Annotated in this window: 22 protein-coding genes; 9 read left to right on the top strand and 13 right to left on the bottom strand. The window is 53.0% G+C overall.

Annotated elements, in window-relative coordinates; genetic code table 11:
- The 8 genes from EYB31_RS14540 to EYB31_RS14505 form a co-directional block, all read right to left on the bottom strand.
- Window positions 1-1781 (bottom strand): hypothetical protein (locus EYB31_RS14540; protein WP_131014057.1); only part of this gene is annotated, 1781 nt, incomplete at its 3' end.
- A 737-nt stretch (window positions 1782-2518) separates the two neighbouring features.
- A complete protein-coding gene (gene tsaD, locus EYB31_RS14535; RefSeq protein ID WP_131014056.1) occupies window positions 2519-3556 on the bottom strand; it encodes a tRNA (adenosine(37)-N6)-threonylcarbamoyltransferase complex transferase subunit TsaD in 1038 nt (345 codons plus the stop codon).
- 91 nt (window positions 3557-3647) lie between these two features.
- The gene (gene rimI, locus EYB31_RS14530; protein ID WP_131014055.1) at window positions 3648-4151 is read right to left on the bottom strand and encodes a ribosomal protein S18-alanine N-acetyltransferase; all 504 of its coding nucleotides are present in this window, start codon (window positions 4149-4151) and stop codon (window positions 3648-3650) included.
- Between the two features lie 31 nt (window positions 4152-4182).
- Complete coding sequence (gene tsaB / locus EYB31_RS14525) at window positions 4183-4953, bottom strand: tRNA (adenosine(37)-N6)-threonylcarbamoyltransferase complex dimerization subunit type 1 TsaB (protein WP_131014054.1); 771 nt, start codon at window positions 4951-4953, stop codon at window positions 4183-4185.
- A complete protein-coding gene (tsaE, locus tag EYB31_RS14520) occupies window positions 4950-5447 on the bottom strand; it encodes a tRNA (adenosine(37)-N6)-threonylcarbamoyltransferase complex ATPase subunit type 1 TsaE (protein WP_131014053.1) in 498 nt (165 codons plus the stop codon). Before tsaE ends, tsaB begins: the two co-directional genes overlap by 4 nt.
- A complete protein-coding gene (gene thiL, locus EYB31_RS14515; RefSeq protein WP_240762418.1) occupies window positions 5444-6493 on the bottom strand; it encodes a thiamine-phosphate kinase in 1050 nt (349 codons plus the stop codon). Before thiL ends, tsaE begins: the two co-directional genes overlap by 4 nt.
- Before the next feature lie 126 nt (window positions 6494-6619).
- A complete protein-coding gene (locus EYB31_RS14510; protein WP_131014052.1) occupies window positions 6620-6802 on the bottom strand; it encodes an H-type small acid-soluble spore protein in 183 nt (60 codons plus the stop codon).
- Between the two features lie 12 nt (window positions 6803-6814).
- Window positions 6815-7015, bottom strand: coding sequence for a hypothetical protein (locus EYB31_RS14505; RefSeq protein ID WP_170318232.1), 201 nt, complete (start codon window positions 7013-7015; stop codon window positions 6815-6817).
- Window positions 7016-7150: 135 nt separating this feature from the next.
- On the opposite strand from EYB31_RS14505, the gene ku reads away from it, so the two are divergent.
- The 3 genes from ku to ligD are packed head-to-tail and all read left to right on the top strand — an operon-like array spanning window position 7151 to window position 9835.
- Window positions 7151-7990: a non-homologous end joining protein Ku gene (ku, locus tag EYB31_RS14500; protein WP_131014050.1), complete on the top strand. Its 840-nt coding sequence runs from the start codon at window positions 7151-7153 to the stop codon at window positions 7988-7990.
- 1 nt (window position 7991) lies between these two features.
- Window positions 7992-8921: an ATP-dependent DNA ligase gene (locus tag EYB31_RS14495; RefSeq protein ID WP_131014049.1), complete on the top strand. Its 930-nt coding sequence runs from the start codon at window positions 7992-7994 to the stop codon at window positions 8919-8921.
- Window positions 8922-8950: 29 nt separating this feature from the next.
- Window positions 8951-9835: a non-homologous end-joining DNA ligase gene (gene ligD / locus EYB31_RS14490; protein WP_131014048.1), complete on the top strand. Its 885-nt coding sequence runs from the start codon at window positions 8951-8953 to the stop codon at window positions 9833-9835.
- A 7-nt stretch (window positions 9836-9842) separates the two neighbouring features.
- Here the strand turns inward: ligD and cls are convergent, their stop codons facing one another.
- Entirely contained in the window at window positions 9843-11273 is a 1431-nt protein-coding gene (gene cls, locus EYB31_RS14485) for a cardiolipin synthase (RefSeq protein WP_131014047.1), read from the bottom strand.
- Between the two features lie 150 nt (window positions 11274-11423).
- Here cls and EYB31_RS14480 point away from each other — a divergent pair, with 150 nt between their 5' ends.
- The 3 genes from EYB31_RS14480 (at window position 11424) to EYB31_RS14470 (ending at window position 16058) form a co-directional block, all read left to right on the top strand.
- Complete coding sequence (locus tag EYB31_RS14480) at window positions 11424-13148, top strand: spore germination protein (RefSeq protein WP_131014046.1); 1725 nt, start codon at window positions 11424-11426, stop codon at window positions 13146-13148.
- Entirely contained in the window at window positions 13145-14326 is a 1182-nt protein-coding gene (locus EYB31_RS14475) for a Ger(x)C family spore germination protein (RefSeq protein WP_131014045.1), read from the top strand. Before EYB31_RS14480 ends, EYB31_RS14475 begins: the two co-directional genes overlap by 4 nt.
- Window positions 14327-14588: 262 nt before the next feature.
- Entirely contained in the window at window positions 14589-16058 is a 1470-nt protein-coding gene (locus tag EYB31_RS14470) for a GerAB/ArcD/ProY family transporter (protein ID WP_165452429.1), read from the top strand.
- On the opposite strand, the gene EYB31_RS14465 is transcribed toward EYB31_RS14470, so the two are convergent.
- Window positions 16055-16432: a hypothetical protein gene (locus tag EYB31_RS14465; RefSeq protein WP_131014043.1), complete on the bottom strand. Its 378-nt coding sequence runs from the start codon at window positions 16430-16432 to the stop codon at window positions 16055-16057. The genes EYB31_RS14470 and EYB31_RS14465 overlap by 4 nt on opposite strands.
- 116 nt (window positions 16433-16548) lie before the next feature.
- Here EYB31_RS14465 and EYB31_RS41250 point away from each other — a divergent pair, with 116 nt between their 5' ends.
- The 3 genes from EYB31_RS41250 (at window position 16549) to EYB31_RS14450 (ending at window position 18872) form a co-directional block, all read left to right on the top strand.
- Window positions 16549-17526 carry a M23 family metallopeptidase gene (locus EYB31_RS41250; protein WP_131014042.1) on the top strand — a complete coding sequence of 326 codons (978 nt, stop codon included), beginning with the start codon at window positions 16549-16551 and terminating at the stop codon, window positions 17524-17526.
- Window positions 17527-17553: 27 nt separating this feature from the next.
- Complete coding sequence (locus EYB31_RS14455; RefSeq protein ID WP_240762416.1) at window positions 17554-18000, top strand: bactofilin family protein; 447 nt, start codon at window positions 17554-17556, stop codon at window positions 17998-18000.
- Between the two features lie 137 nt (window positions 18001-18137).
- Window positions 18138-18872, top strand: a complete 735-nt coding sequence (locus EYB31_RS14450) for an HAD family hydrolase (protein ID WP_131014040.1) — start codon at window positions 18138-18140, stop codon at window positions 18870-18872.
- Window positions 18873-19016: 144 nt separating this feature from the next.
- Here the strand turns inward: EYB31_RS14450 and EYB31_RS14445 are convergent, their stop codons facing one another.
- Genes EYB31_RS14445 through pxpB form a run of 3 tightly spaced genes read right to left on the bottom strand, consistent with a single transcriptional unit; the run spans window position 19017 to window position 21598 of the window.
- Window positions 19017-19784, bottom strand: coding sequence for a LamB/YcsF family protein (locus tag EYB31_RS14445; RefSeq protein ID WP_131014039.1), 768 nt, complete (start codon window positions 19782-19784; stop codon window positions 19017-19019).
- A 39-nt stretch (window positions 19785-19823) separates the two neighbouring features.
- Window positions 19824-20828, bottom strand: coding sequence for a 5-oxoprolinase subunit C family protein (locus EYB31_RS14440; protein ID WP_131014038.1), 1005 nt, complete (start codon window positions 20826-20828; stop codon window positions 19824-19826).
- Window positions 20825-21598: a 5-oxoprolinase subunit PxpB gene (pxpB, locus tag EYB31_RS14435; protein ID WP_131014037.1), complete on the bottom strand. Its 774-nt coding sequence runs from the start codon at window positions 21596-21598 to the stop codon at window positions 20825-20827. The genes EYB31_RS14440 and pxpB overlap by 4 nt, the downstream gene beginning before the upstream one ends.
- Between the last annotated feature and the right edge of the window lie 116 nt (window positions 21599-21714).

The raw sequence follows: 21714 nt of genomic DNA, 5'->3' as shown, positions 1-21714 counted from the left end.
CGGCGCGCACGCCGCGGGAGCGGCAGCCAGCGCAGCGGCTGGGGCGCACCCGCCGCAAGCTGCGCTGGCCGGGCCGCCGCCCGCGGCGCAGCGGCAGCGTCGGCGCGGCACTGCAGCGCCGACGTCAGCGCGAGCAGCGCGGCGCCAAGCAGCACGCCCATCAATTCATTGCCGACGCCGTAATAACGGGCGCCGATCATCGTATCGTACCCCAGCAGCGAATGCTGCATGGCATGCGCCCCGCGCAGCGTATCGCCAACAATCAGGACGGTATTCAGCAGTCCGCTCCAGGCCAAAGCGTAACCGAGATTTTTGCCCGGCAGTTTGGCGAGCCCGTACGCCATAAGTCCGACCACGGTAAGCGAGCCGGCAAGCACCAGTGTAAACGGAAGTTCTGCGAACCAGCCCATCCACAGCAGCGCTGCGGGGATCAGCAAAATCACAAACAAAGCGGTGCGAATGGCCTGCCGGGCCGCTTCATTTTGCCTAAGGGCTATTTGTGTTCCCCTCTGTGCCCCCCATTTCATGGAAGGTCTAACCGCCGTTAACAAGGCGGCCAGCAGCGCCAGCACCTCGAATACGGCTAGACTATAAAGTACAGGCGGACGCCACTGATAAATGTCCGCAGCCTTTTGCACTTCTCCCAGCAGCTGTACATAAGCTACTGGATTTGCCTCCGACCTCATGGCAAAGCCAGTCATCGCCTCCGGCCGTTCAAGGCCAAACCGCGCCAGCAGAGACGGCGCAAGATCCGTATAAGCGACAATGCCGGGGCGATGTGTGGTTTCCGAAGTCAGAAGTCCGCCCGGCTGATTGTCCCGGTATCTAATCACCGGGGACAGCTGCATTTTGAGCGACTGGGCATCGGAATTGATCTTCGGCGACACAATCCACAACTCGTCGTTTTCCCCCAGCTTATGCATGATGTCCCCAACAAAGCCGTCAAGCCCGGCCAATACCTGCTGTTTGAGGGATGCGAACCGTTCCTGGCTGTAGGCTTCCTTTTCTTCATATAAACGCTGCAAATCGCCTAATTCAACCATCGTTACCATAGGGGAATTCGGTTTCAGCTGCGCCAGCAGAAACGGATAATTTACGCTGACCCCATATGGCGCAAGCGGATTTCGCCGCAGCACGCGATCGTCTGTGGCTCCCCCGGAGATGAGGCCCGCCCGATCCATGACGGCAAGGCCGGCGTAACGGCGCAGCAGCCCCTCTTGTCCACTGTGGACAATGCCGGTGTCGGCGTTACCCCAAGCTTCTGTGGATATGCCATGGCTGTGCAGAATCGATCCGAGCAGCCCCGGAATCGCTGTGGATAATGACAATTGGGTGAGACGCTTCACCGTGCCGACATAAGGCACAACCAAACCCGAAGGCTGCTCGCCGCCAAAACGGAACAGCAGCTCTCCTCCTGTTCCGGCCGCAAGCCTGTGGCCCGGATCCACTACGTGAGCGTTAGGGCTCGCTTGAGCCGGAGCCCCCGCGCCCCAGGAGACATATACATCCTGCATGCCTTTGCCGGGTGTTCTTATGTTCATAGCGCCCCATGAAGCTTCCTGGCGCAGCCGGTATAAGTGAGGTTTATCTTGCAGAAGCGGTCCCTGCAACTCTAAAAAGGACAATCCGGGGACCGATACGATCACGGAGACACCGTTTTGCCCGATGTTTTGTGCAGCTGGATAACTGTCGGTTCCAGCTGCCGCGGGTGAAGCGATAAGCGCTGGGATAAGTGCGCCGGCAACGGCGATACAATATGATGTTATCTTTTTTCTTAACACGATAACGACCTCCAACTGTGCATATAACCATCGCAGCCAACAGCCGCAACAAGCAGCAAAGTATTCCATTACCGGCTACTGTCCCCTGTTCTTGCGCTTTTATGCAAAGGAAGGATGTTCTCGTTTAGACCCCATTGTGGATGATAGAAAATTAACATTCGGAAGATATGCAGATGTGGATAGTTGATTGGAATCTTAATTTTCCGAAAATTTGGGGATAACTTGCCGTTGATCCGATACCTAACGGATAGTGGATAACCAAATTAACGACTCCGGCCAGCCGTAATGCGCGTCAAAGGTGGATAACTGAAACAAGTACCGCTTGAAGATAACCCGTTTTCGACAGAATGCGCGAGGGCAGCAAGACAGAAAAAGCATGCTTGGAGTCACTATTAACATACCCACACGGATATCCACAAGAAAAATCGTAAAAATCACCGCAAATTTATTGGTTTTTACCACATATCCACCGAGTTATACACATTATCCACAGTTTTTCTCTATAAATATTATTCGACTTTTTATGCATTTACATTCCCGCTAAAAATGTCGAATTTATCGCCTTATCCACATTATACACAGGGCCTGTGGATAAGTGTGTCCACAGCCCTTGTGAATATGTTGTGGAATTGTAAAATCGCATGATGGAGCCGTTTCTCCCCGCAAAAATCGCAAAAAAGCCCGCCGTCTCCATTAAGAGACAGCAGGCCTTAGCGTATGTACTACGCTATTTGTGTTTAAACCGACCATGACTCCAACTTCAGCTGCGGATCGGCTTTCATCTCCATCGACGAATATTGGCCTCTTTCCCATTTCAGAAAAGCCGCGGCGCCAATCATTGCCGCGTTGTCGGTGCACAAGCTCAGCGGCGGCACAAGCAGCGGCAGTCCGCGTTCCAGACAAAGCTCGCCAAGCCGGTTGCGCAATCCACGGTTCGCAGCCACTCCGCCTGCGAGAAGCAGCTGTTTGGCGCCGTATTCTTCCGCGGCGCGCAGCGCCTTGGCCGCCACAACTTCGATAACCGACTCTTGAAAGCCACGTGCCACATGCGACGCTTCCAACGTTTGTCCTTTCATGCGGGCTTGATTGATGACGGCAAGAACGGCTGATTTCAAGCCGCTGAAGCTGAAATCGTAGGAGTCCGGCTCCAGCCACGCCCGCGGCATGGAAATCGCCGCCGCCGATTCCAGAGCAAGTCTGTCGATATGAGGACCACCGGGGTAAGGCAACCCGAGGGCGCGCCCCACCTTGTCATACGCTTCTCCCGCCGCATCATCGCGAGTTTGCCCGATAATGCGAAAGCTGCCGGGCGATTCTACGTACACAATTTCCGTATGGCCTCCCGAGATGACAAGCGAAACCAGCGGATACTCCAGCTCGTGCACAAGCTGATTGGCATAAATATGCCCCGCAATATGATGTACGCCGATCAGCGGCAGCCCCTGCATGAACGCAAGCGATTTGGCCGCGATCATCCCGACAAGCAGAGAACCGACAAGTCCCGGCCCTTGCGTGACCGCTACCGCCGACAAGTCGCCAAGCGTCAATCCCGCTTGCCGGATCGACTCCTCAATGATCCAGGTGACCGTCTCGACGTGCTGGCGCGAAGCTACTTCCGGAACGACCCCTCCGAAGCGCTTATGCGTTTCGATCTGACTGGACACCACATTGGAGCGAATGATCCGCCCGTTCTCCACAATAGCGGCCGACGTTTCGTCACAGCTCGTTTCTATCGCTAAAATATACACCGGCTTGCCTTGATGCTGCTTATTCATAATATCCTCGCATTCTATTCAACCTTCTTGAATCCCGAAATTCGCAATCTGCATGTTCGCAAATAGACGGCAGCCTTGCCCTGCCGACCGGTTACTTGCCGCTCCGCTTCGCCTTCGGCAGATCCGCCCACATGATGATCGCGTCTTCTCTATTGTCCGTATAATAACCACGTCTGACGCCGACGGATTGAAAGCCCAGCTTCTTATATAAGTTTTGAGCAATAATATTGGATGCCCGAACTTCAAGCGTCATACGGATCGCACCTAGAAAAACAGCCGTCCGCTGCATTTCCCTCATCAGACGTTCTCCCAGCTTTTTGCCGCGGAAAATGTGCTTAATCGCTACATTCGTTACATGCGCCTCGTCCATAATCAGCCACATACCGCCATAACCGGCGATTTCCTCGCCGTGTTCCATAACCAGATAATGCGCGAAATGATTGCTTGTCAATTCGTTCTGAAAAGCGCCTGCCGTCCAAGGCGTCGTAAACGCCTCTTGCTCGATATCGCAAATCGCCGGAATGTCGGCGAGCCGCATGGAGCGAAACGCGACCGGATCCGGCGCGGACGGATTATGTTCCGCAAGATGTTCCATATGCGGGTACCTCCTGAAAGTTATGCGTCAACTAGACGTCGGATGCTTTTTGCTTCAACTTCACTTCAGCTTCGGGCAGCTGCGTATAATTCGGTACGAATCCGTGTATATCTTCCGTTTGTCCTTGCTGAAGACGAACAAGCGCCAACCGTCCGACATCTTGCGCTTGCAGCGCATGTCCTGCAACGATCGAGCTGGACGGGTACAGTTCACTGAAACGCTGTAAACTGTCCATATGCATCCCTGTTTCTCCGACAAAAAGAACCCGGTCCGGACCTGACGACTCCTGCCCTGCCATCTGCGCAAGCTCTTCCACCCATGGAGCGATCAGCCGGATCGCATCCGGGGCCACACAGCGAAGCCCGGATTCCCCGGTTTCATAAACAGCGGAAAAAGCCTGTCCGCGGCGGGCGTCCATAAGCGGAACAACCCAGCATTTACGCGTTTCCTGCGCTTCGGGCAGCCTGCAAGCTCCAAGCGCAAGCGCCTCCAGACTGGAGACGCCGATGAGCGGCAGATTGCGCGTCCATGCGAATGTTTTGGCTACGGTCACGCCGATGCGGATCCCCGTATAAGATCCCGGCCCTACCCCCGCCGCCACCGCTTCGATATCCGCAGGCTTCAAGCCTAGTGTTACAAGCATTTCCTGGATTGCTGGAATTAAATACATGGAATGATTGCGTTCCACATGAGAGCTTGATTCCAGCAGCAATTCGTCGCCCCGGAACAGGGCGACCGACATGTCGGCGGTAGAAGTGTCCAGCGCAAGCAATATAGGGTGAGTTGATGTCGTTTGTATCATATTAAGATTCCGTTCTCCTTTAATTCCCGGCACCAACGGCCATAAGGCTCTCCGTATGGGGTCAGGTGAAACTGCCTGTCCTGTTCGCCGGCGTATTCAATCCGTATGGCCAGCCTGTCGGCCGGCAGCAGTTCCTCAACCAGCTCGGACCATTCAATCAGCGTTACGCCAGCGCCGTAAAAATATTCATCCAATCCTAGCTCTCCCGCTTCGTGCAAGGAAAGCCGGTAGACGTCCATATGAAAGAAAGGGAACTCTGTTCCCTCGTATTCTTTAATAATGGTAAAGGTAGGGCTGTTTACATTGTCCCGCACGCCGAGGCTTTGCGCCATTGCCCTGGAAAACCTTGTTTTTCCCGCGCCAAGATCGCCGTCCAAGGTGATGACTGCACCCGCTTGGCAATGCGGCGCAAGATGTGCGGCAAGCTGCTCGGTCTCGGCTTCGCTATGCGCTTCGTAGAGGTAAGTGGACTGGGATTCCGCCACATGCTTCATTCCTTCCCAAAATGGTTGTAACCCCGCTTCGGCACCGCTTCGAGCAAGCCGTCGCTTTTGGCCATCCGTACCCCGTTGTGGTCGCCGGTAATATAACCGATAACATGCAGGCTCAAGCCCGCCTCGCTAAATTTCAGCTGCGCGTCCAGCGCCCGATCCGCCGGCATCGTTCCGATCAGCAAATAGTCTTCGCCGCCGTATAATACAAAATCAAGCGGATCTTTGCGTACACTGTAAGCGTGCGCCTGCAACTCGGCTGCAATGGGAATCCGGTCCTCGATAAGGTCGACGCCTCTGCCCGAAGCCTCGGCAATTTCCCATGCTTCGCTGGCGATGCCGTCGCTGACGTCGTTGAGCGCATGGCAGCTTCCAAGCTGCTGCAGAAGCCTGCCTGCCGTAATTTGCGGCACCGGCCGGGTGTGGGCTTGAACTAGCGGAATCTGCAGCGGTTGGAAACCGCCCCATTGTTCCGCAGGCGTGTTTTTTTGCAGCAAAAGATCGAGCCCTGCCGACGAGCAGCCCGGATAGCCGGTGACAAAAACGATGTCGCCCGTTTGCGCTGCGGAACGCAGCAGCGCCTTGCCGTTCTCCACTTCACCGATGACCGTTACCGTAATCGAAATACCGCTTAAGGAAGAGGTCGTATCCCCGCCGATGACGGCTACATTCCATAAATCGGCACACTCGTACAACCCGTCATAAATCCCTTGCAGACGTTGTTCTTTGGCATTCTTCGGCTGACTGATGGAAATCAGGGCATACTTGGGAATCGCCCCCATTGCGGCGATATCACTTACCGCCGCGGCCATTGCTTTAAACCCGACGTCGCTGTCGCGCATCGTAATGGTTTTGAAATGGATCTCCTCCACCATCGTATCGCACGTCACGACCATCTGCATGCCGGGTGTCCATTCCGTAACCGCCGCGTCGTCGCCTATGCCTGCAACAACTCCGTTTGATCGCAGTAAAGAAGGCGCCTGCCGTCCCGACGTCCACGCGCGAATGAGATCGAACTCGCCCTTGCTCATTGTTTCAACCGCCTTCATCTTATTGCTCCTATTATAGCCCTATGACCGCATAGCCGCAATATTTTCGCGAGTTGTCCGGACAACGGCAAAAAGACCCTGCCCGGCATACGGCGCCAAAGCAGAGTCCTGGTACTTTTGATCCGGTTAATGTATTTCCTGGAGTTCTTCCACTGCGACCACTTTGGCATCGGCCGGATTGTTTTCCGTGTGCACCTTTGCAGTCTTCTTTTGCGTATCCACACTATCGATCCAAACGGAAACGCCGTTTAATTCCACAGCGATGATATTTTCAGAACCTAATATTTCTTGAGCGCGGAACACCTGCATCGCTTCATCCCCTTATTTGTCATTGTCTTCTTGGTCTTTTGCAAAAATCGAATCGTTCTCCATCATCGTATCCGTTGTCGATTCATCGATAAGTCCGTTATGGAGCGTCACGTTGCCCCCGCCAAGCCCTTCGTTGACCATCCGGTCGACGTCCATAAAATAATCCTCGCGTCCTTGGTGTTCCGCATTTGTCGCTTTGTTCTCTTCTGTCATCTTTTTCTCCTTATCATCTTGTTTTTTTATCCGTAGGTTGTCCTCCATCGAGGACCCCCATTCATATCATGTCGAAGGCTGCACATACTATGCGTGAGAAGCGTTTGTTTGCCGACAAAAAGGAGGAATTGCCGGGTGCATACCGTATGGAAAGGCGCGATCAGCTTTGGGCTCGTTCATGTGCCGGTTAAGATGTTTACGGCTACGGAGGATAAAGATATCTCGCTGCGGATGATTCATAAAACCTGCAGTACGCCGCTGTCGTACGTTCGTAAATGCCAAACTTGCGACAAAGAAGTCGAATGGGATGAAATCGTCAAAGGATACGAATATGAGAGCGGAAGGTTTGTGTTATTCGATAAAGAAGAGCTGGAGCAAATATCCGGCGAAGCCAATAAAGAAATTAAAATATTGGATTTTGTCGATTTGACGGACATCGACCCGGTTTATTTTCAAAAAACGTATTATCTTGCTCCGGGCGAAACCGGGGCCGGAGCTTACAATCTGCTGCTTGAGTCCATGAAGCAAACGGGAAAAATCGGCATCTCCAAAGTATCCATCCGCTCCAAAAGCTCTTTGGCCGCCATCCGTGTCGTCGACCGCTGCATCGCTATGGAAACGATGTTTTATCCGGACGAAATCCGCTCCGTGAGCGCAGTTCCCGGCTTGCCGGAACAGGTCTCCACCAACGAGAAAGAACTTACGATGGCGAAGATGCTTATCGATCAATTATCCGCGCCATTTGATCCGACCAAATATACGGACGAGTACCGGGCCGCCATGCTGGATGCGATTAGCCGTAAGGTCGCCGGGGAACAGATTCATGTCGCTCCGGAGCAGCAGAAGACCAACGTGATTGATCTAATGTCTGCGCTGCAAGCCAGTTTGGAAGCTATGAAACCCCAGGAAGAACCGGTCAAGGCGAAGCCGGCTAAGGCCAAAAGCAAAAAAACCGGCATGAAGGAATCCGGTTGAGATGGAGCTGCCCAAATCACCAATGACCCCCATTTACAGCGACGAATTGCCGGAAGGTCCCGGCTGGGGTTTTCAGCTGAAATGGGACGGCGTGCGGCTGCTTGCCGAAATCGACCAAGGCGATATCCGCTTGTACTCCCGCAGCATGCTGCCCAAAAATAACGTGTATCCGGAAATTACCGATACGCTGCGCCAGCAGTCTTTAAAAGGAAGTTATGTGCTGGATGGAGAAGCGGTAGCCTTTAATTTACTCACACAAAAACCGGACTTTCCAAAAATCCTTCAGCGGGAACGTTCCGCTCCCGGTAGTGGGGTCCGGTCCAAAAGCGGCATCATGATTATTTATGTGCTGTTTGACCTGCTTTACGATCGTGGCGAAGATATCCGCGAACTGCCTTATCAAGAGCGGCACAGCAGGCTCGCCAGGCTGTTTCCGGACAAGCAGGCCCAGCTTTTTGTTTCCGACTTGTTTGATGACGGCGCTGCATTATGGGATTGGGTGGAACAACGAAGCTGGGAAGGCGTCGTCAGCAAGAGATTGTCTTCCACCTATCGGGAGGGCAAACAGCATAAGGACTGGTTTAAAAAGAAAACCGCCGTTATCCTGCAAGTTCAGATTGTCGGTCTGACGATCCGCGGCGGGCAAGTCGCGTCGCTGGTGATGCTGCAAGGCGGGGCATTTTTCGGGAAAGTCTCGCTTGGTTTAAACGTCAAGCTGAAGAGGCAGCTATTGGAGTGGGGAACGCAGCATGGCGGCGGGGAGCCGCTGTTTGCTCCACTTCCGCCGGAGTTAAAGGGGGAGCAAGTTTTGTGGCTTACGACTTGGTTTCCGTGCACCGTGACAGGGCTGGAAGTGACGGCCGGCGGGCTGCTGCGGCATCCGAAGCTGGTCAGTTTTGAGTTAGTTCCCGGGCAGCCAATCGTAATATAATCGGGCATCTTCAGAAGGAGCGTATATCTATGGCAATTGCAACCAAAGGAACGGTCACGATTGAAGGGCATGAAATTAGCATCTCCAACCCCGATAAGCTGCTATGGCCGGAAGCCGGCATCAGTAAAATCATGTACCTGGAGAAATTGCTCCAGCTTGCCCCTTACCTGCTGCCGTACTGCAAAGACAGGTATTTGACAACGATCCGTTTCCCGAACGGCTGGAGCTCCAAGTCGTTTTATCAGAAAAACTGTCCCGAACCAACTCCCGCTTTTGTCAACACAGCCGTCATGGAGGGAATTCAATATGTCGTGCTTGACTCCTTGGCGACTCTGATCTGGCTCGGCAATTTGGCCTGCCTTGAATTTCACCCGTCGTTCCATTACGTCGATGATCCGCTTCCCGCGGAATGGCTGATCGATATTGACCCGACATTGGAGGAAGAACCGCGGATCATGCAAGCTGCCGAAATTATCGGCGAAGTGCTGGACAAGCTGAACATCCGCTCCGTCCCCAAAACCTCGGGAGCCACCGGAGTCCAAATTTACGTGCCGATCCAAAAAGGCTATTCCTTCGAGCAGTTGCGCAAGATCGGCCATTTTGTCGGAGCTTACGTCGTTGAAAAATACCCTAAGCTGTTCACGATTGAGCGGTTGAAAAAAAATCGCGGTACGCTCATCTACGTGGATTATTTACAGCACTGGTACGGCAAAACGCTGTCCGCCCCCTACACCCCAAGAGCGCGCCGCTATGCGACCGTTTCGACGCCGCTGTTATGGAAGGAAGTGGCCGGCCGCTGCGACCCGAGGGAGTTTACGCTGCTGTCGATCGGAGAACGGCTTTCCCGCGTCGGCGATCTCATTAAACAGGTCCCGCCGCAAAACCTGGACCCTATTCTGCGGGTAGTGAAATAGTCCGAGCCTAAAACAACGGCGAAAACAAACGAGCCAGCACCTCAAGCGCCTTCTGCGTTCTGGAGCGCTGCTCGAATTCCTCCAGCTTCAGCTTGCGGCTGTTCTTCATATCCTCCTTGAAGTCGCTCTCCAGCCTGCGCAGCGTATCTTTGTCATATACGACCGCATTCAGCTCAAAATTGCTGAAAAAGCTGCGCATATCCATATTTGCCGTCCCCACCGAAGCCAGCAGATCGTCGATCAGTACCACCTTGGCGTGGATGAAGCCGTTCTGATACGAATAAAATTGGACGCCGGCCTGCATCAGTTCCTCCAAATAAGAAAGCGATGCATAACCGACAATTCGCGAATCGGGTTTCTGCGGATACACGATGCGCACATCCACGCCGCTGATCGCCGCCGTCTTTAATCCCATCATGATGCTTGGATCGGGAATAAAGTAGGGCGTCGCGATCCAGATTCTTTTTTTGGCGGTCGTGATCGAACCGAAATACATCTCCAGAATCGAGTCCCAGTGCGCGTCCGGGCCGCTGGTGATGATCTGCACATAGTTGCGGCTTGTCAAATCGTGCTCGGGGAATAACTCGGAATCGGACAACTTCTCGCCGCTGACAAACAACCAATCGGTAATAAATGTATGCTGCAAGTAATAGACGGAATCCCCTCTTAAAGCCAGATGAGTGTCCCGCCAAAATCCGAGCTTCGGATCTTCCCCCAAATACTCGTCGCCGATATTAATCCCGCCCAAAAAGCCGATCAGACCGTCCACCACAAGAATTTTGCGATGGTTGCGATAGTTCATCCGCTTGTCGAAAAAAGCGATTAACGGCCTTAAAAAAATATGTACTTGTACCCCGGCCTGCTGCAGCTCTTGAATATAACGGCTGGACAACTTGTAGCTGCCGATGCCGTCGAAAATACAGCGCACCGCAACGCCTTCCCGGGCTTTCTGAATAAGCAGCTTCTGAAACTTCATGCCGATCTTGTCATGACGAACCGTATAAAACTCCAGGTGAATATGCGATGTGGCTTCACGGATAGCCTGAAGCATCGCTTTATAGGCAGGTTTCGCGTTCGTCAGCACCTCCACCTCATTGTTGCGGGTGAAAGGCGAGCCGGGAATATTGTTTAGTAACGCAAATAAGCGGGGTTCGTACACAAATCCCGACTTATGCGCCGCATCCGAGCTGATAATCGCCCGGGATATTCTGACAAAATCGCGCCGCAGCTCTCCGAGCGCCTTCACGCTTTTGCGCCGCAGCTTTTTACGATGGGTATACTCCTTCGCCATGAAATAATACATGACAAATCCGACAAGCGGAATGACAAATAGCACCATCAGCCAAGCGACTGTCTTGGACGGGCGGCGAAACTCAAGAACAAGTACGGTCGCTATTTGGAAAATAAACAAAATAAGTGCGATAACTAGCCATAACACGCGCTCTGCTCCCCTTATGGTTCGTATGTCATGCTCGCTTTAGCTTTAACTATCCCCGCCCGGTATATTCAATGTTTGGAAAAACAGTAATATTTTTAGGGAAACGGTGAAAACTATACCGAACTACAGCGGAGAAAAGGCGGCCTGCTCATGATTAAAATACATCGAAAGCACAAGCGAAAGCAACAAGAAGAACAGAAACAGCACTCGCTCGAAAATTTCGATTACCGCTTCATTAGCGAGCTTAAAGATGTGCCCATCTTTCTTACTCTGGAAGAAAACAAGAATTATTTAGAAAAACTGTTTGAAGAATGTTACGACTTCGTGGTTCGTGAGTTTACCATCCAAGACGGAGCCAAAGCGATGCTTATCATGATCGACGGCCTCGTGAACACCGAATTAATCCATGATGCGCTTAAAGCCATCATGATATCGGAGGGGCATGAGCAATTCGTTGACAATCTCGCCCTCCATTCCCTGCCGGTCACGCAAATGAAGCAGGTGAACAACTATTCCGATCTGCTGCTGGCCGTGCTCAGCGGAGACCCCGGGCTCCTCATCGAATCGAACAATAAAGCCCTGATTATCGGAGTTCGCGGGTACGAGAAACGTTCCATCAATATGCCCGAAACGGAGTCGGTCATTCGCGGGCCCAAAGAAGGGTTCGTCGAATCTCTATGCACCAATACATCGCTGGTCCGGCGCAAACTGAAAACGCCTCGGCTCAAAATGAAGTACATGACCATCGGCAGCGAAAGCAATACCAGTGTTGTCGTTTCTTATTTGGACGGCATCGCCACCCAGACGATGGTGGATGAAGTTGTAAGCCGGCTTGAAAAAATAAAAATCGACGCTGTTCTCGAATCCGGATATATTGAGGAATTTATTCAGGACAACACCTATTCTCCTTTTCCTCAGGTTCAGAATACGGAGCGCCCCGACGTTGTGGCGGCCGGCCTTCTGCAGGGCAGGGTTGCCATCATGGTGGACGGTACCCCTTTTGCGTTAATTGTTCCGTTTCTGTTTATCGAGTCGATGCAGGCTAATGAAGACTATTTCGAACGTTTCCAGATCTCTTCGTTAGTGCGCATATTGCGGTATTTGTTTATGCTGCTGTCGCTTACGACACCCGCTCTGTATGTGGCGATGACGACCTATCACCAGGAATTGCTGCCTACTACGCTCCTGCTTTCTATTGCCGCTGCCCGGGAAAACATTCCGTTTCCCGCGGTAATCGAAGCGCTGATACTGGAAATCACTTTCGAAGCGCTGCGCGAGGCCGGTATCCGGTTGCCCCGAGCCGTCGGCTCCGCCGTCAGCATCTTGGGAGCGCTTGTCGTAGGCCAGGCGGCTGTAGAAGCCGGCATCGTTTCCGCGCCGATGGTTATCGTGGTATCCATCACAGGTATCGCCTCCTTCACCATCCCGCGCTTCAACGGCGCGATCGCTATTCGCATGCTGCGTTTTCCGATCCTGATCGCCGCATCGTTATTCGGTCTATACGGCATGCTGCTGACCTTGCTTGTGATATTGGGACACATGGCTAATTTACGTTCGTTCGGAGTCCCTTATTTGTCGCCGCTCGCCCCTTTTTCCTGGACAGACGCCAAAGATTCCTACGTTCGGGCTCCGTGGTGGGCTATGGGCAACAGGCCTGCCGCTATGCCGATGAAGGATGAAGAGCGGGTTGGGCGCCGTATTGCCGAGCAGATATCGCAGTACGGCGGTCAAAAGGGCAATCTGACAGTCAATGGGAACGATGGGCAAGATCAGAATCATCCGGGAGGACAAAGCGGCCAAAATGATCAAAGCAATCCGCAAGGGGCAGAATCATCAGATTCCGATGACAGCACGAAAAAAGGAGATCCGTTATGACATGGCGCAAAACCTTTTGCTCCGCTGCCATTTGTACCTTAATCTTGTCCGTCCTTCCGGGCTGCTGGGACCGGACTGAAATTAACGATTTGGCCTTCGTGCTCAGCTCTTCCGTTGACAAAGGCAAAGACGGCACCGTGCAGTTGGCCTATCTAATCCCGCTGCCCGGACAGATGGGCGGTTCCAAAGGCGGAGGCGGAGGCACCAGCGGTGAAAAAAGCTACTACGTCGATTCCGATGAAGGCCAAACCTTTCGCGAAGCGACCCTCCGTATGCAAAATCGTATGGCACGGCGCACATTTATCTCCCATCGCCGCACCATGATCATCGGCGAGGAATTTGCCAAAGATGGCGTCGGTAATTTATTCGATTCCGTGATGCGAAATCCCGAAAATCGGCTGACCTCTTATATGGTCGTCTGCAAAGGTCTCGGCGTCGAATGTATGAAAGCCACACCCCGGATGGAGCTGTTTCCTTCCGAAGCGATCCGTGAGCTCTCGAAAGCGAAGGGCACGATTAAATTAAATATGAAGTCGTTTGGGCAAACGCTGATTTCTTCAAGCGGTGATCCGGCACTGGTGTACATGGGCGTCAAGGAGTCGAAAAAAAGCGAGAAAACATCCAAAGAAATCGAAGTGCTCGGCTATGCCATTTTTCGGGACGATAAAATGATCACCACGATGGAGGGCGACGCTGCGAACGGTTTAATCTGGCTGCTGGAACCCAAAACCGGCTACATCGACACGATCGAGATAGAGAAGGGAAAACAAATGACGATTCAGCTGTACGGAGGCGTAACGGATATCACCCCGTCCATCAAGAACGGAAAGCAGCATTACATTATCAAGTCGGAAACCAGAGCGCGGCTATTGGAAAACAAATCGGATCTGGATATATCCAACGTCGAAACCACTGCCAAAATAGAAGGCGCAGTAGCCCAGAGCATCAAACGCGCGCTTCAGAAGACCGTTCAAGTCAGCAAAGAAACCGGCGCGGATCCGGGCCAGCTCTCTTCCCGATTCAGAAATAAATATCCTGAGGCATACAACGAGCAGTTTAAACCTGACTGGAGGCAAGCGTTAAAGGAAGCGACGTTTGAGTATGAAGCCGCCGCCCATCTTACGGACATTGGGATGGTGTATGACAACATGGTCAAATTGGGGGAGAAAAATCAATGAACTCCATTTTTTGCATTTCATTTCTTGTCATGATGTTATATTCCATCGTGATCGACTGCAGGTATTGGAGGCAGAGGAAAGCAAGCCAAAAATGGATATACGCGATATTCGGAAGCTTGTCCCTTGTTATGTTTTTTAGCTGGATGTTCGGCTTTAACTTTTACCTGCCGACGACCTACTTTACCAGGACGCTTTCACCTTGGGTATATTCGATTACCCATTCTGATTAAACAAATCGATTTCATAGGCAGGTGAAGCTATTGTGGATTCAAAGCAAATCATCAACCATAGACAAATTTGCTGGTTGATCGGCGCTCTTGTTACAGGAGGAGGCCCGCTGCTCATTCAGCGGGACTTGTTCATGCTCAGCAGAATGGATGCCTGGTTTTCGTTTACCTTGCCCATCTTGTACACCGTGCTTATGAGCTTTGTACTTTATCGCTTGAATATTGCGTTTCCGGGAAAAAATTTTTTCGAGATTGCCAAGCTGCTGACAGGCAAGGTTATCGGAAGCATTATTAATCTGCTTATTGTCATCCACCTGACCCTGGTCATGATGCGGGATCTTCGGTCGCTGGCCCAATTTATTTCGTTCTTGCTCCCCAGCACGCCAAAGGAGATTCTCATCCTCCTGTTTATCATGGTCATGATGTATTTCGGCACAACCAGCATTGAGGTAATCGCTCGTGTAAACGACATTTTCTACCCCATTTTTCTAGCGATCATTGTGCTGCTGCCGATCCTGCTGGCCAATGAAATCGACATCGGCTTGTTGCTTCCTACATTAACGACCCCGGGCCCTGCGATCCTCTCGAGCAACCTGCTCAGCACCGGGTGGTTCGCCGATGCGATACTGATCAGCGCCTTCTTGAACGCCAGCAGCAACGGAGACCAGCTCAGGGCCTCGTTCCGCCATGGAGTGATCATTTCCGCTCTGGTATTGACCATATTTACCCTTATGGTCATTATGGTGTTCGGATCGGATATGCCGGCCAATATGGTCTATCCCAATTTGTCGCTGGTGCAGCAAATCAACATCACGGACTTTATGGACCGAATGGATTTGATTGTGACCAGCGTATGGTTTCCAATTATCGCCTGCAAAATCATAGTCACTTTCCTTGCTCTGTTGACCGTAATTTCCAGCTTCACCGGAAATCGCGACTACCGATTCTTCAATAAGCCTGTCGCATTGTTTTTGTGCGTTGCCTCTATTGTGAGTTTTAAAAATATTACGGAATTGTTTAACTTTGCCAACTATAGCTTGCCGATTGCGATATTCCTCTTTCAAGTTCCGCTGATGCTGGTTATGTATATCCTTACGATGATTCATATTAAAAAAAGCGCTCCTGATCAAGCGCGCACAAGCCAGGCCGGGTCTCCCGGCAATGCGAACTCGCCGCCTTCTCAGGGTGAACAAACATCAAGCCGCTCAAACGGTTCAAATCAACCGCCGCCTTCCGGCTCCGGGGATGGAATATCCGCTGAGCAGCGGGTGCCGCTCGGCAATATGCTTGATAAAATGTCATTCCGGCGGCTATCCGTACTCACCGTCGCGTTGGCCGTTTGCTTGATTATTTTGGTCATCGTGGGCATTACGTGCCACACGCGGAACTCAGCCGTAGGCATCGCCTGCGCACTCGGCTATGGCGCATGCATACTCCTGCTGCTCGCTGTCAGCTATATCGAGGTAATGAAAGCGCGCAAGCTGGAGACGAAAAACGGGGCTTAGCTCTTTTCTATGCTAATGACATTGATGTAAGGGATGAGCACCCAATCCCGCTCATCCTCTTCCGTTGTCGGAATGAGCAACTCGACAAAGTCCGTACCGGTGCGGAGAATCTTTCCGGTAATGTTTCCGCGATACGTGCTGCGGACAACGACATTCGAGCCGGTATGTTTAGGCGGTGTTCCGAGCAATACAATCTCCTGCAGCGAACCGGGGATGAAATATTGCTCCTCAACCTTAATGAAGTGCAGTCCGACCTTTTGCAGTACGCCCGGCTCGCTGGAAAAGTCCTTTGCTTCAAGCGCAATATCTTTTTTGACATGTAAAGCAAGCCGTTCCATTAATGTCATGCGGCTCGGTTTTAAAAAGGAACGCATCGTTGGCAGAACCTCCTTCGAAGCTGTTTCTCCATCTCCACCAAGTGTATGACGATCTGAATGTAGTCATGCCGGAATCTTTTTGAACATGCACTAACAGCAATAAAGGAGTTGTCATGAAATTAACCAAGTTTCACCATAAACTGACCTTCGTCATCATACCGGAGGCCAATCAAAGCGTATACCGCATTAAATTGCCGCGGCTCGCCGCGTACGCCATTGCTGCAAGTATCGTCGTCCTGCTGGCTGCCGCATGTGTCGTTTATTGGGTGCACATCAAATCCGTTGTAGTGTCCCAACTATACCGCGCTCAGAATCATAGCAGGACCGTGCAGCTTGAGCAGGATGTAGCAAGTAAAAGCAAAACAATCGAGGAACTGAAAAACGAGATTTTCGAGTTGTCGCAGCAAGCCGCCGAAATGAAAGGCAAGGTCGAAGAAATTAAGAAGCTTGGCGACCATCTCAAAAGTGCGGCCCCCGCCTCTTCAGCGCAGGCCAATCCTCTGCCTGTGAGCGCCGCCGTCGCTTCATCCGAGGGGGGCATGGGGGGACCCGCTTTTCCTGTGACATCGGCCCAAGCCAAAGAGCTGGCTCGCGAAACCAAAGCGCTTCTGACAACGCTGGGCAGCGAGACCCGCCAATTGCACAAAAATCTGGCATTGGCCCAGCAGCGCGAGCTGGAAAAGCAGCTGAAGCTGCGTACCACACCGTCGATATGGCCGACCCGTTCCAAAAAAGTGACTTCGCCGTTCGGCTACCGCAAGGATCCGTTTACAGCCAAGCTGAGCTTTCATCGGGGAATGGATATTGCGGGGCCGACCGGAGACCCGGTATATGCGACCGCGGAAGGCGTGGTGCATACCGTAGGTTTCGATAAATTTCACGGCAATCATGTGGTCATCGACCACAGCCGCGGCGTGCGGACCTGGTACATGCACTTAAGCAAAACCGCTGTCAAAACCGGCGAGCCCGTGCGCAAAGGCCAGAGCATCGGACAGGTAGGATCAACCGGGCGCAGCACCGGGCCCCATCTGCACTACGAGGTGCAACTGCATGGAAAAAGTGCGGATCCCGCGCCTTATTTACCTAAATAACTATTTAAGAAAAGGTGGAAGATCGTCTTGTTTAATAAGAAAAAAACACATCTCAAAACGGGTGCAACGGATACGTTGATCGGCGAAGGTACTGTGTTTACCGGAAAGCTGTCTTCCGAAGCCGGGATTCGGATTGAAGGGCAAGTGATCGGCGATATTATCTCCAAAGGCGAAGTGACGATAGGCGAGAAAGGCGCCGTACACTCAACCGTATCCGCCAAAGATGTCGTCATCGCCGGCAGCGTTAACGGAAAAGTCGTAGCCGCCAAACTTACGATCACGCCAACCGGACGGATGATCGGATCAATCCAGGCGGAGAAGCTGGTCATTGATCAGGGCGCTCTTTTTCAAGGTACCAGCGATATGGCTGCCGCCCGTCAGGAAGCGCCGGAGAAAACGGAACGGGGCGGAGTGGCTTTGGAAGCCTCGCAGCAGGAGCCGCAGCATCAGGAGCCCGCTCCCGCCCTTGTCTAGCATCTGGGAGCGCTGCCAGCAGCAATGGGCGTGTCTTTTGCATAGAGGCGGTGTATAATGGGGAGACAACGCCCGCCGAGGCTTTCTCAGCGGTATGCGCTGTGTATCGACGCATAAACTCTCGGGAGAAATGACCTATGCCAAAACAAACGATCCTTTTTGACCTGGATGATACACTTATTTATTGCAACAAATTTTTCGATTTGGTCGTCGACCAGTTTGTCGATCAACTGGAAACTTGGTTCCACGGATACCGCATCACCTATGAGGAATTAAAGAAAAAGCAAGCCGACATCGACATGGCTCGGGTACTCAAACTCGGCTTCTCGCCGGATCATTTTCCTCAATCGTTTGTGGATGTCTATAACTATTACAGCAATCTGACCGGCCGTGACCGTCAGGAAGACGAGATCATTCGGCTCCGCGAGCTTGGCGCCTCCGTGTACCGCCATCAGATCGAACCTCTGCCCTATATGGAGGAGACGCTGATGGAGCTGCAGGGCGAAGGACATTCGCTGCATTTATACACCGGCGGCGATCGCTCCGTGCAAATGAGGAAGGTGCGGGACGCCGGACTGGAACGCTTTTTTGGCGACCGGATTTATGTAGCTCAGCATAAAGCGACGCCATTTCTCGAAACAATTATCCGAGACCGCGCATTGGAGCTTACATCCACATGGATGATCGGCAATTCCTTACGCACCGACGTCATCCCCGCGCTGGAAAGCGGCATTCATTCCATCTTTATTCCTGCGGAAACGGAGTGGGCTTACAATAATGTCGAAATCAACGTGAAGCCCAAAGGCGCTTTTCTGACGGTGCACACACTCAGGGAAGTGCCTGAAGCGATCGACACGTACGTCGCATCGTAAAAGCGGCAAACCATCACAACGCCGCGGTTTCCTCCGCGGCGTTTGCTATATGCCACCGGTCGCCGGACCGCCAAATGCAACGAAAAACCCGGCTTAAAAACCGGGCTGGCGCGAGCAGCTTTGTCATAGACTTTGCAGTTTTGGTTATCGCGTTAAGCCGACAGCCTGTACGACGATGCCCGCCTGCTTTAACGAGCCGCTGACCGCAGCGGCAAATGGTACCGCATGCGCCCCATCGCCATGTATGCAAACCGTGTCGGCTTGAATGGAGATATCGATGTTTTGCACGGAACGCACTTTACCTTCGCTCACCATGCGAATGACTTGCCGGGCCGCCTCCTGATCGTCCGTCAACACAGATCCGGGTATACGTCTTGGCGTTAACGAGCCGTCTTGCTGGTACGTGCGGTCCGCAAATACCTCGCTTGCCGTCCGCAGACCCGCTTTCTCTCCCGCCCGGATCAACTCGCTCCCGGAGAGGCCGTACAAAACCAGCTCCGGCTCGACCTTATACACGGCCTCCGCAATCGCTTCCGCCAATCCGCTATCGGCGGCGGCCATATTGTATAGCTCTCCGTGCGGCTTCACATGCCGCATCACGCCTCCCTCCGAACGGACAAACGCCCACAACGAGCCGATCTGATACACAGTCATTTCATAGGCCTCCTGCGGGGAAATACTCATTTTCCTGCGCCCGAAACCGGCCAAATCCGGCAGACCCGGATGCGCGCCGATCGCTGTGCCATATTCCAGCGCAAGCTTCACCGTTTGGCGCATCGTCCCTGGATCTCCGGCATGAAAGCCGCAAGCGATATTCGCCGAGCTCACATACTTCAGCATCTCCGCATCGTTTCCGAGCGTATAGGCGCCGAAGCTTTCCCCCATATCGCAGTTCAGATCAACATATTTCATGACCGGTCTCCCCTTACGTATCAGGTGATTAAGTGAAGCTTAAATCAACTGCATCCGAATGCTTTTTTTCAGCACATTCATATTAAATTCCGATATCAGCAGTTCTTCCTGCGCTTCGTGCAAATCAACCATTTTGAAGCGCACGGCGCCGCCCATCTGCAGTTGGGCAAGCAGCGGCAAATCCGCCGTAATCACTTGAGCCGCTTTCGGATAACCGCCCGTCGTTTGGCGGTCTGCCATCAGTACGATCGGCTGCCCGTCCGGCGGCACCTGCACGGTGCCAAAGGTGACCGGCTCGGATATCATTTCTTTGTTTACAGCAAGCTGCAGCGGCGGTCCTGCCAAACGGTAGCCCATTCGGTCCGATTGCGGCTGCACGACATAAGGTTGAGCGGTCAACCGGCTCTTGCTCTCAGCAGTAAACGATTCATACTGCGCGCCGGAAATGATGCGTACGGTTGGGTTTGCTTCATAGGGAGGGATCATTTCGCGGGTGACCGACCAAGAGGCCGCCGCTGAGGATGCACCTTGCAAACAGCCGCTTAGACGGCCGGCGATCATACCTGCGAGCTGCGAGGCCGGCTTAACCTCGAGCTTGTCTCCCGGCTGGAGCGCCCGTCCGCGGAATCCGCCAAGTCCTGCGCGAATATACGTCGATTGGCTGTTCATGACCGGAGGCACATCGAACCCGCCCGCCACAGCCAAGTAACACCGGCACCCCAACCGGGCAGCGCCGAACTGCAGCACCGTTCCTTCCCGCACATAAACCGGCCTCCACATCGGGACGGGTTGTCCGTCCGCTTGCGGATTCATCTCGGCGCCGCATATGGCGATGAGCGCCGGCTGTTCAAATACAAGATGGGCTCCCGTCACGGTCATCTCCAGCGATGCTTCCGTCCCTGCGTTTCCGACCAGCAGCTGCGCCGCCCGATGGGCAAACGAATCCATCGCCCCACCGACGATAACCCCGTATCGCTGCAGCCCCCATCTGCCCAAATCCTGCAGGGTCGTCAGCATACCCGGTTTGCGTACATGGATACTCATATCCCTTCCCCCCATTCCTCAAACGTTTGGCGGGAAATAGGATAAAACCGGATCACATCGCCCGCTTCCACCAGAACGGGAGGCGACTGATCCGGCACAAATAAGGAGATTGGCGTTCTGCCGATCAGCTGCCAGCCTCCCGGCGATTCCAGCGGATAGACGCCTGTCTGTTCCCCTGCAATGCCCACGCTTCCGGAAGGAACCGCCAGCCTTGGGGTCTGCCTGCGCGGGGCGGCAATACGCGGATCCATGCCGCCCAGATAGGGGAAACCCGGGGCAAAACCGATCAAATAGACCAAATACTCGGAAGAACTGTGGATATGCACCACTTCCTCCGGCGTAAGCCGGTTGATTTCAGCCACTTGATCAAGATCCGGGCCATATGCGCCGCCATAACACACCGGAATCTCCACAAGTCTGCTTTTACGATCTGCGGTCTCGCTGAGTTGTTCCATGATCCGCTGCAACATATCCCGTACCCTCTCGAACGGATAACGTATTTCACTGTGAGATCCGGTAATATCACGCTGCAAAAACATACGCGCCGGATCGTATACGACCGCTACCGATGTAAAGGCGGGAATCACTTCCACCATCCCGTCGAATGGATGCAGGGATAAACATTCAGACACCGCACGGACCTTCTTATGGGTCTCTTCATCCGCCTGTTCGCCGAGCCGTATGATCATGGAGTTATCCCCAAGCGGTGATATGTCCAAGTATCGGATTGGAGTCCCCCCCTTTTCCCTTCTGTTCTTCCATTTTATCATTAGCGGCCTAAAGCGACCAAACCTCGTATCCCCAACTTAATCCCGCTTCAGAAGCGGTTAGCGGTCAACCTCTGCTTTTTACACGAAAAATAAGCAATGTTTTACAAATTTGTTTG

It is taken from the genome of Paenibacillus thalictri, assembly GCF_004307995.1.
In the GTDB taxonomy this organism is placed as follows: domain Bacteria; phylum Bacillota; class Bacilli; order Paenibacillales; family NBRC-103111; genus Paenibacillus_AF; species Paenibacillus_AF thalictri.
This window is presented reverse-complemented; position numbering and strand designations above follow the sequence as displayed.

Coding starts and splice junctions, on each gene's coding strand:
- tsaD (WP_131014056.1), bottom strand. CDS start 3,556: ATGAATAAGCAGCATCAAGGCAAGCCGGTGTATATTTTAGCGATAGAA.
- rimI (WP_131014055.1), bottom strand. CDS start 4,151: ATGGAACATCTTGCGGAACATAATCCGTCCGCGCCGGATCCGGTCGCG.
- tsaB (WP_131014054.1), bottom strand. CDS start 4,953: ATGATACAAACGACATCAACTCACCCTATATTGCTTGCGCTGGACACT.
- tsaE (WP_131014053.1), bottom strand. CDS start 5,447: ATGAAGCATGTGGCGGAATCCCAGTCCACTTACCTCTACGAAGCGCAT.
- thiL (WP_240762418.1), bottom strand. CDS start 6,493: ATGAAGGCGGTTGAAACAATGAGCAAGGGCGAGTTCGATCTCATTCGC.
- EYB31_RS14510 (WP_131014052.1), bottom strand. CDS start 6,802: ATGCAGGTGTTCCGCGCTCAAGAAATATTAGGTTCTGAAAATATCATC.
- EYB31_RS14505 (WP_170318232.1), bottom strand. CDS start 7,015: ATGACAGAAGAGAACAAAGCGACAAATGCGGAACACCAAGGACGCGAG.
- EYB31_RS14495 (WP_131014049.1), top strand. CDS start 7,992: ATGGAGCTGCCCAAATCACCAATGACCCCCATTTACAGCGACGAATTG.
- ligD (WP_131014048.1), top strand. CDS start 8,951: ATGGCAATTGCAACCAAAGGAACGGTCACGATTGAAGGGCATGAAATT.
- EYB31_RS14480 (WP_131014046.1), top strand. CDS start 11,424: ATGATTAAAATACATCGAAAGCACAAGCGAAAGCAACAAGAAGAACAG.
- EYB31_RS14475 (WP_131014045.1), top strand. CDS start 13,145: ATGACATGGCGCAAAACCTTTTGCTCCGCTGCCATTTGTACCTTAATC.
- EYB31_RS14465 (WP_131014043.1), bottom strand. CDS start 16,432: ATGCGTTCCTTTTTAAAACCGAGCCGCATGACATTAATGGAACGGCTT.
- EYB31_RS41250 (WP_131014042.1), top strand. CDS start 16,549: ATGAAATTAACCAAGTTTCACCATAAACTGACCTTCGTCATCATACCG.
- EYB31_RS14450 (WP_131014040.1), top strand. CDS start 18,138: ATGCCAAAACAAACGATCCTTTTTGACCTGGATGATACACTTATTTAT.
- EYB31_RS14445 (WP_131014039.1), bottom strand. CDS start 19,784: ATGAAATATGTTGATCTGAACTGCGATATGGGGGAAAGCTTCGGCGCC.
- EYB31_RS14440 (WP_131014038.1), bottom strand. CDS start 20,828: ATGAGTATCCATGTACGCAAACCGGGTATGCTGACGACCCTGCAGGAT.
- pxpB (WP_131014037.1), bottom strand. CDS start 21,598: ATGATAAAATGGAAGAACAGAAGGGAAAAGGGGGGGACTCCAATCCGA.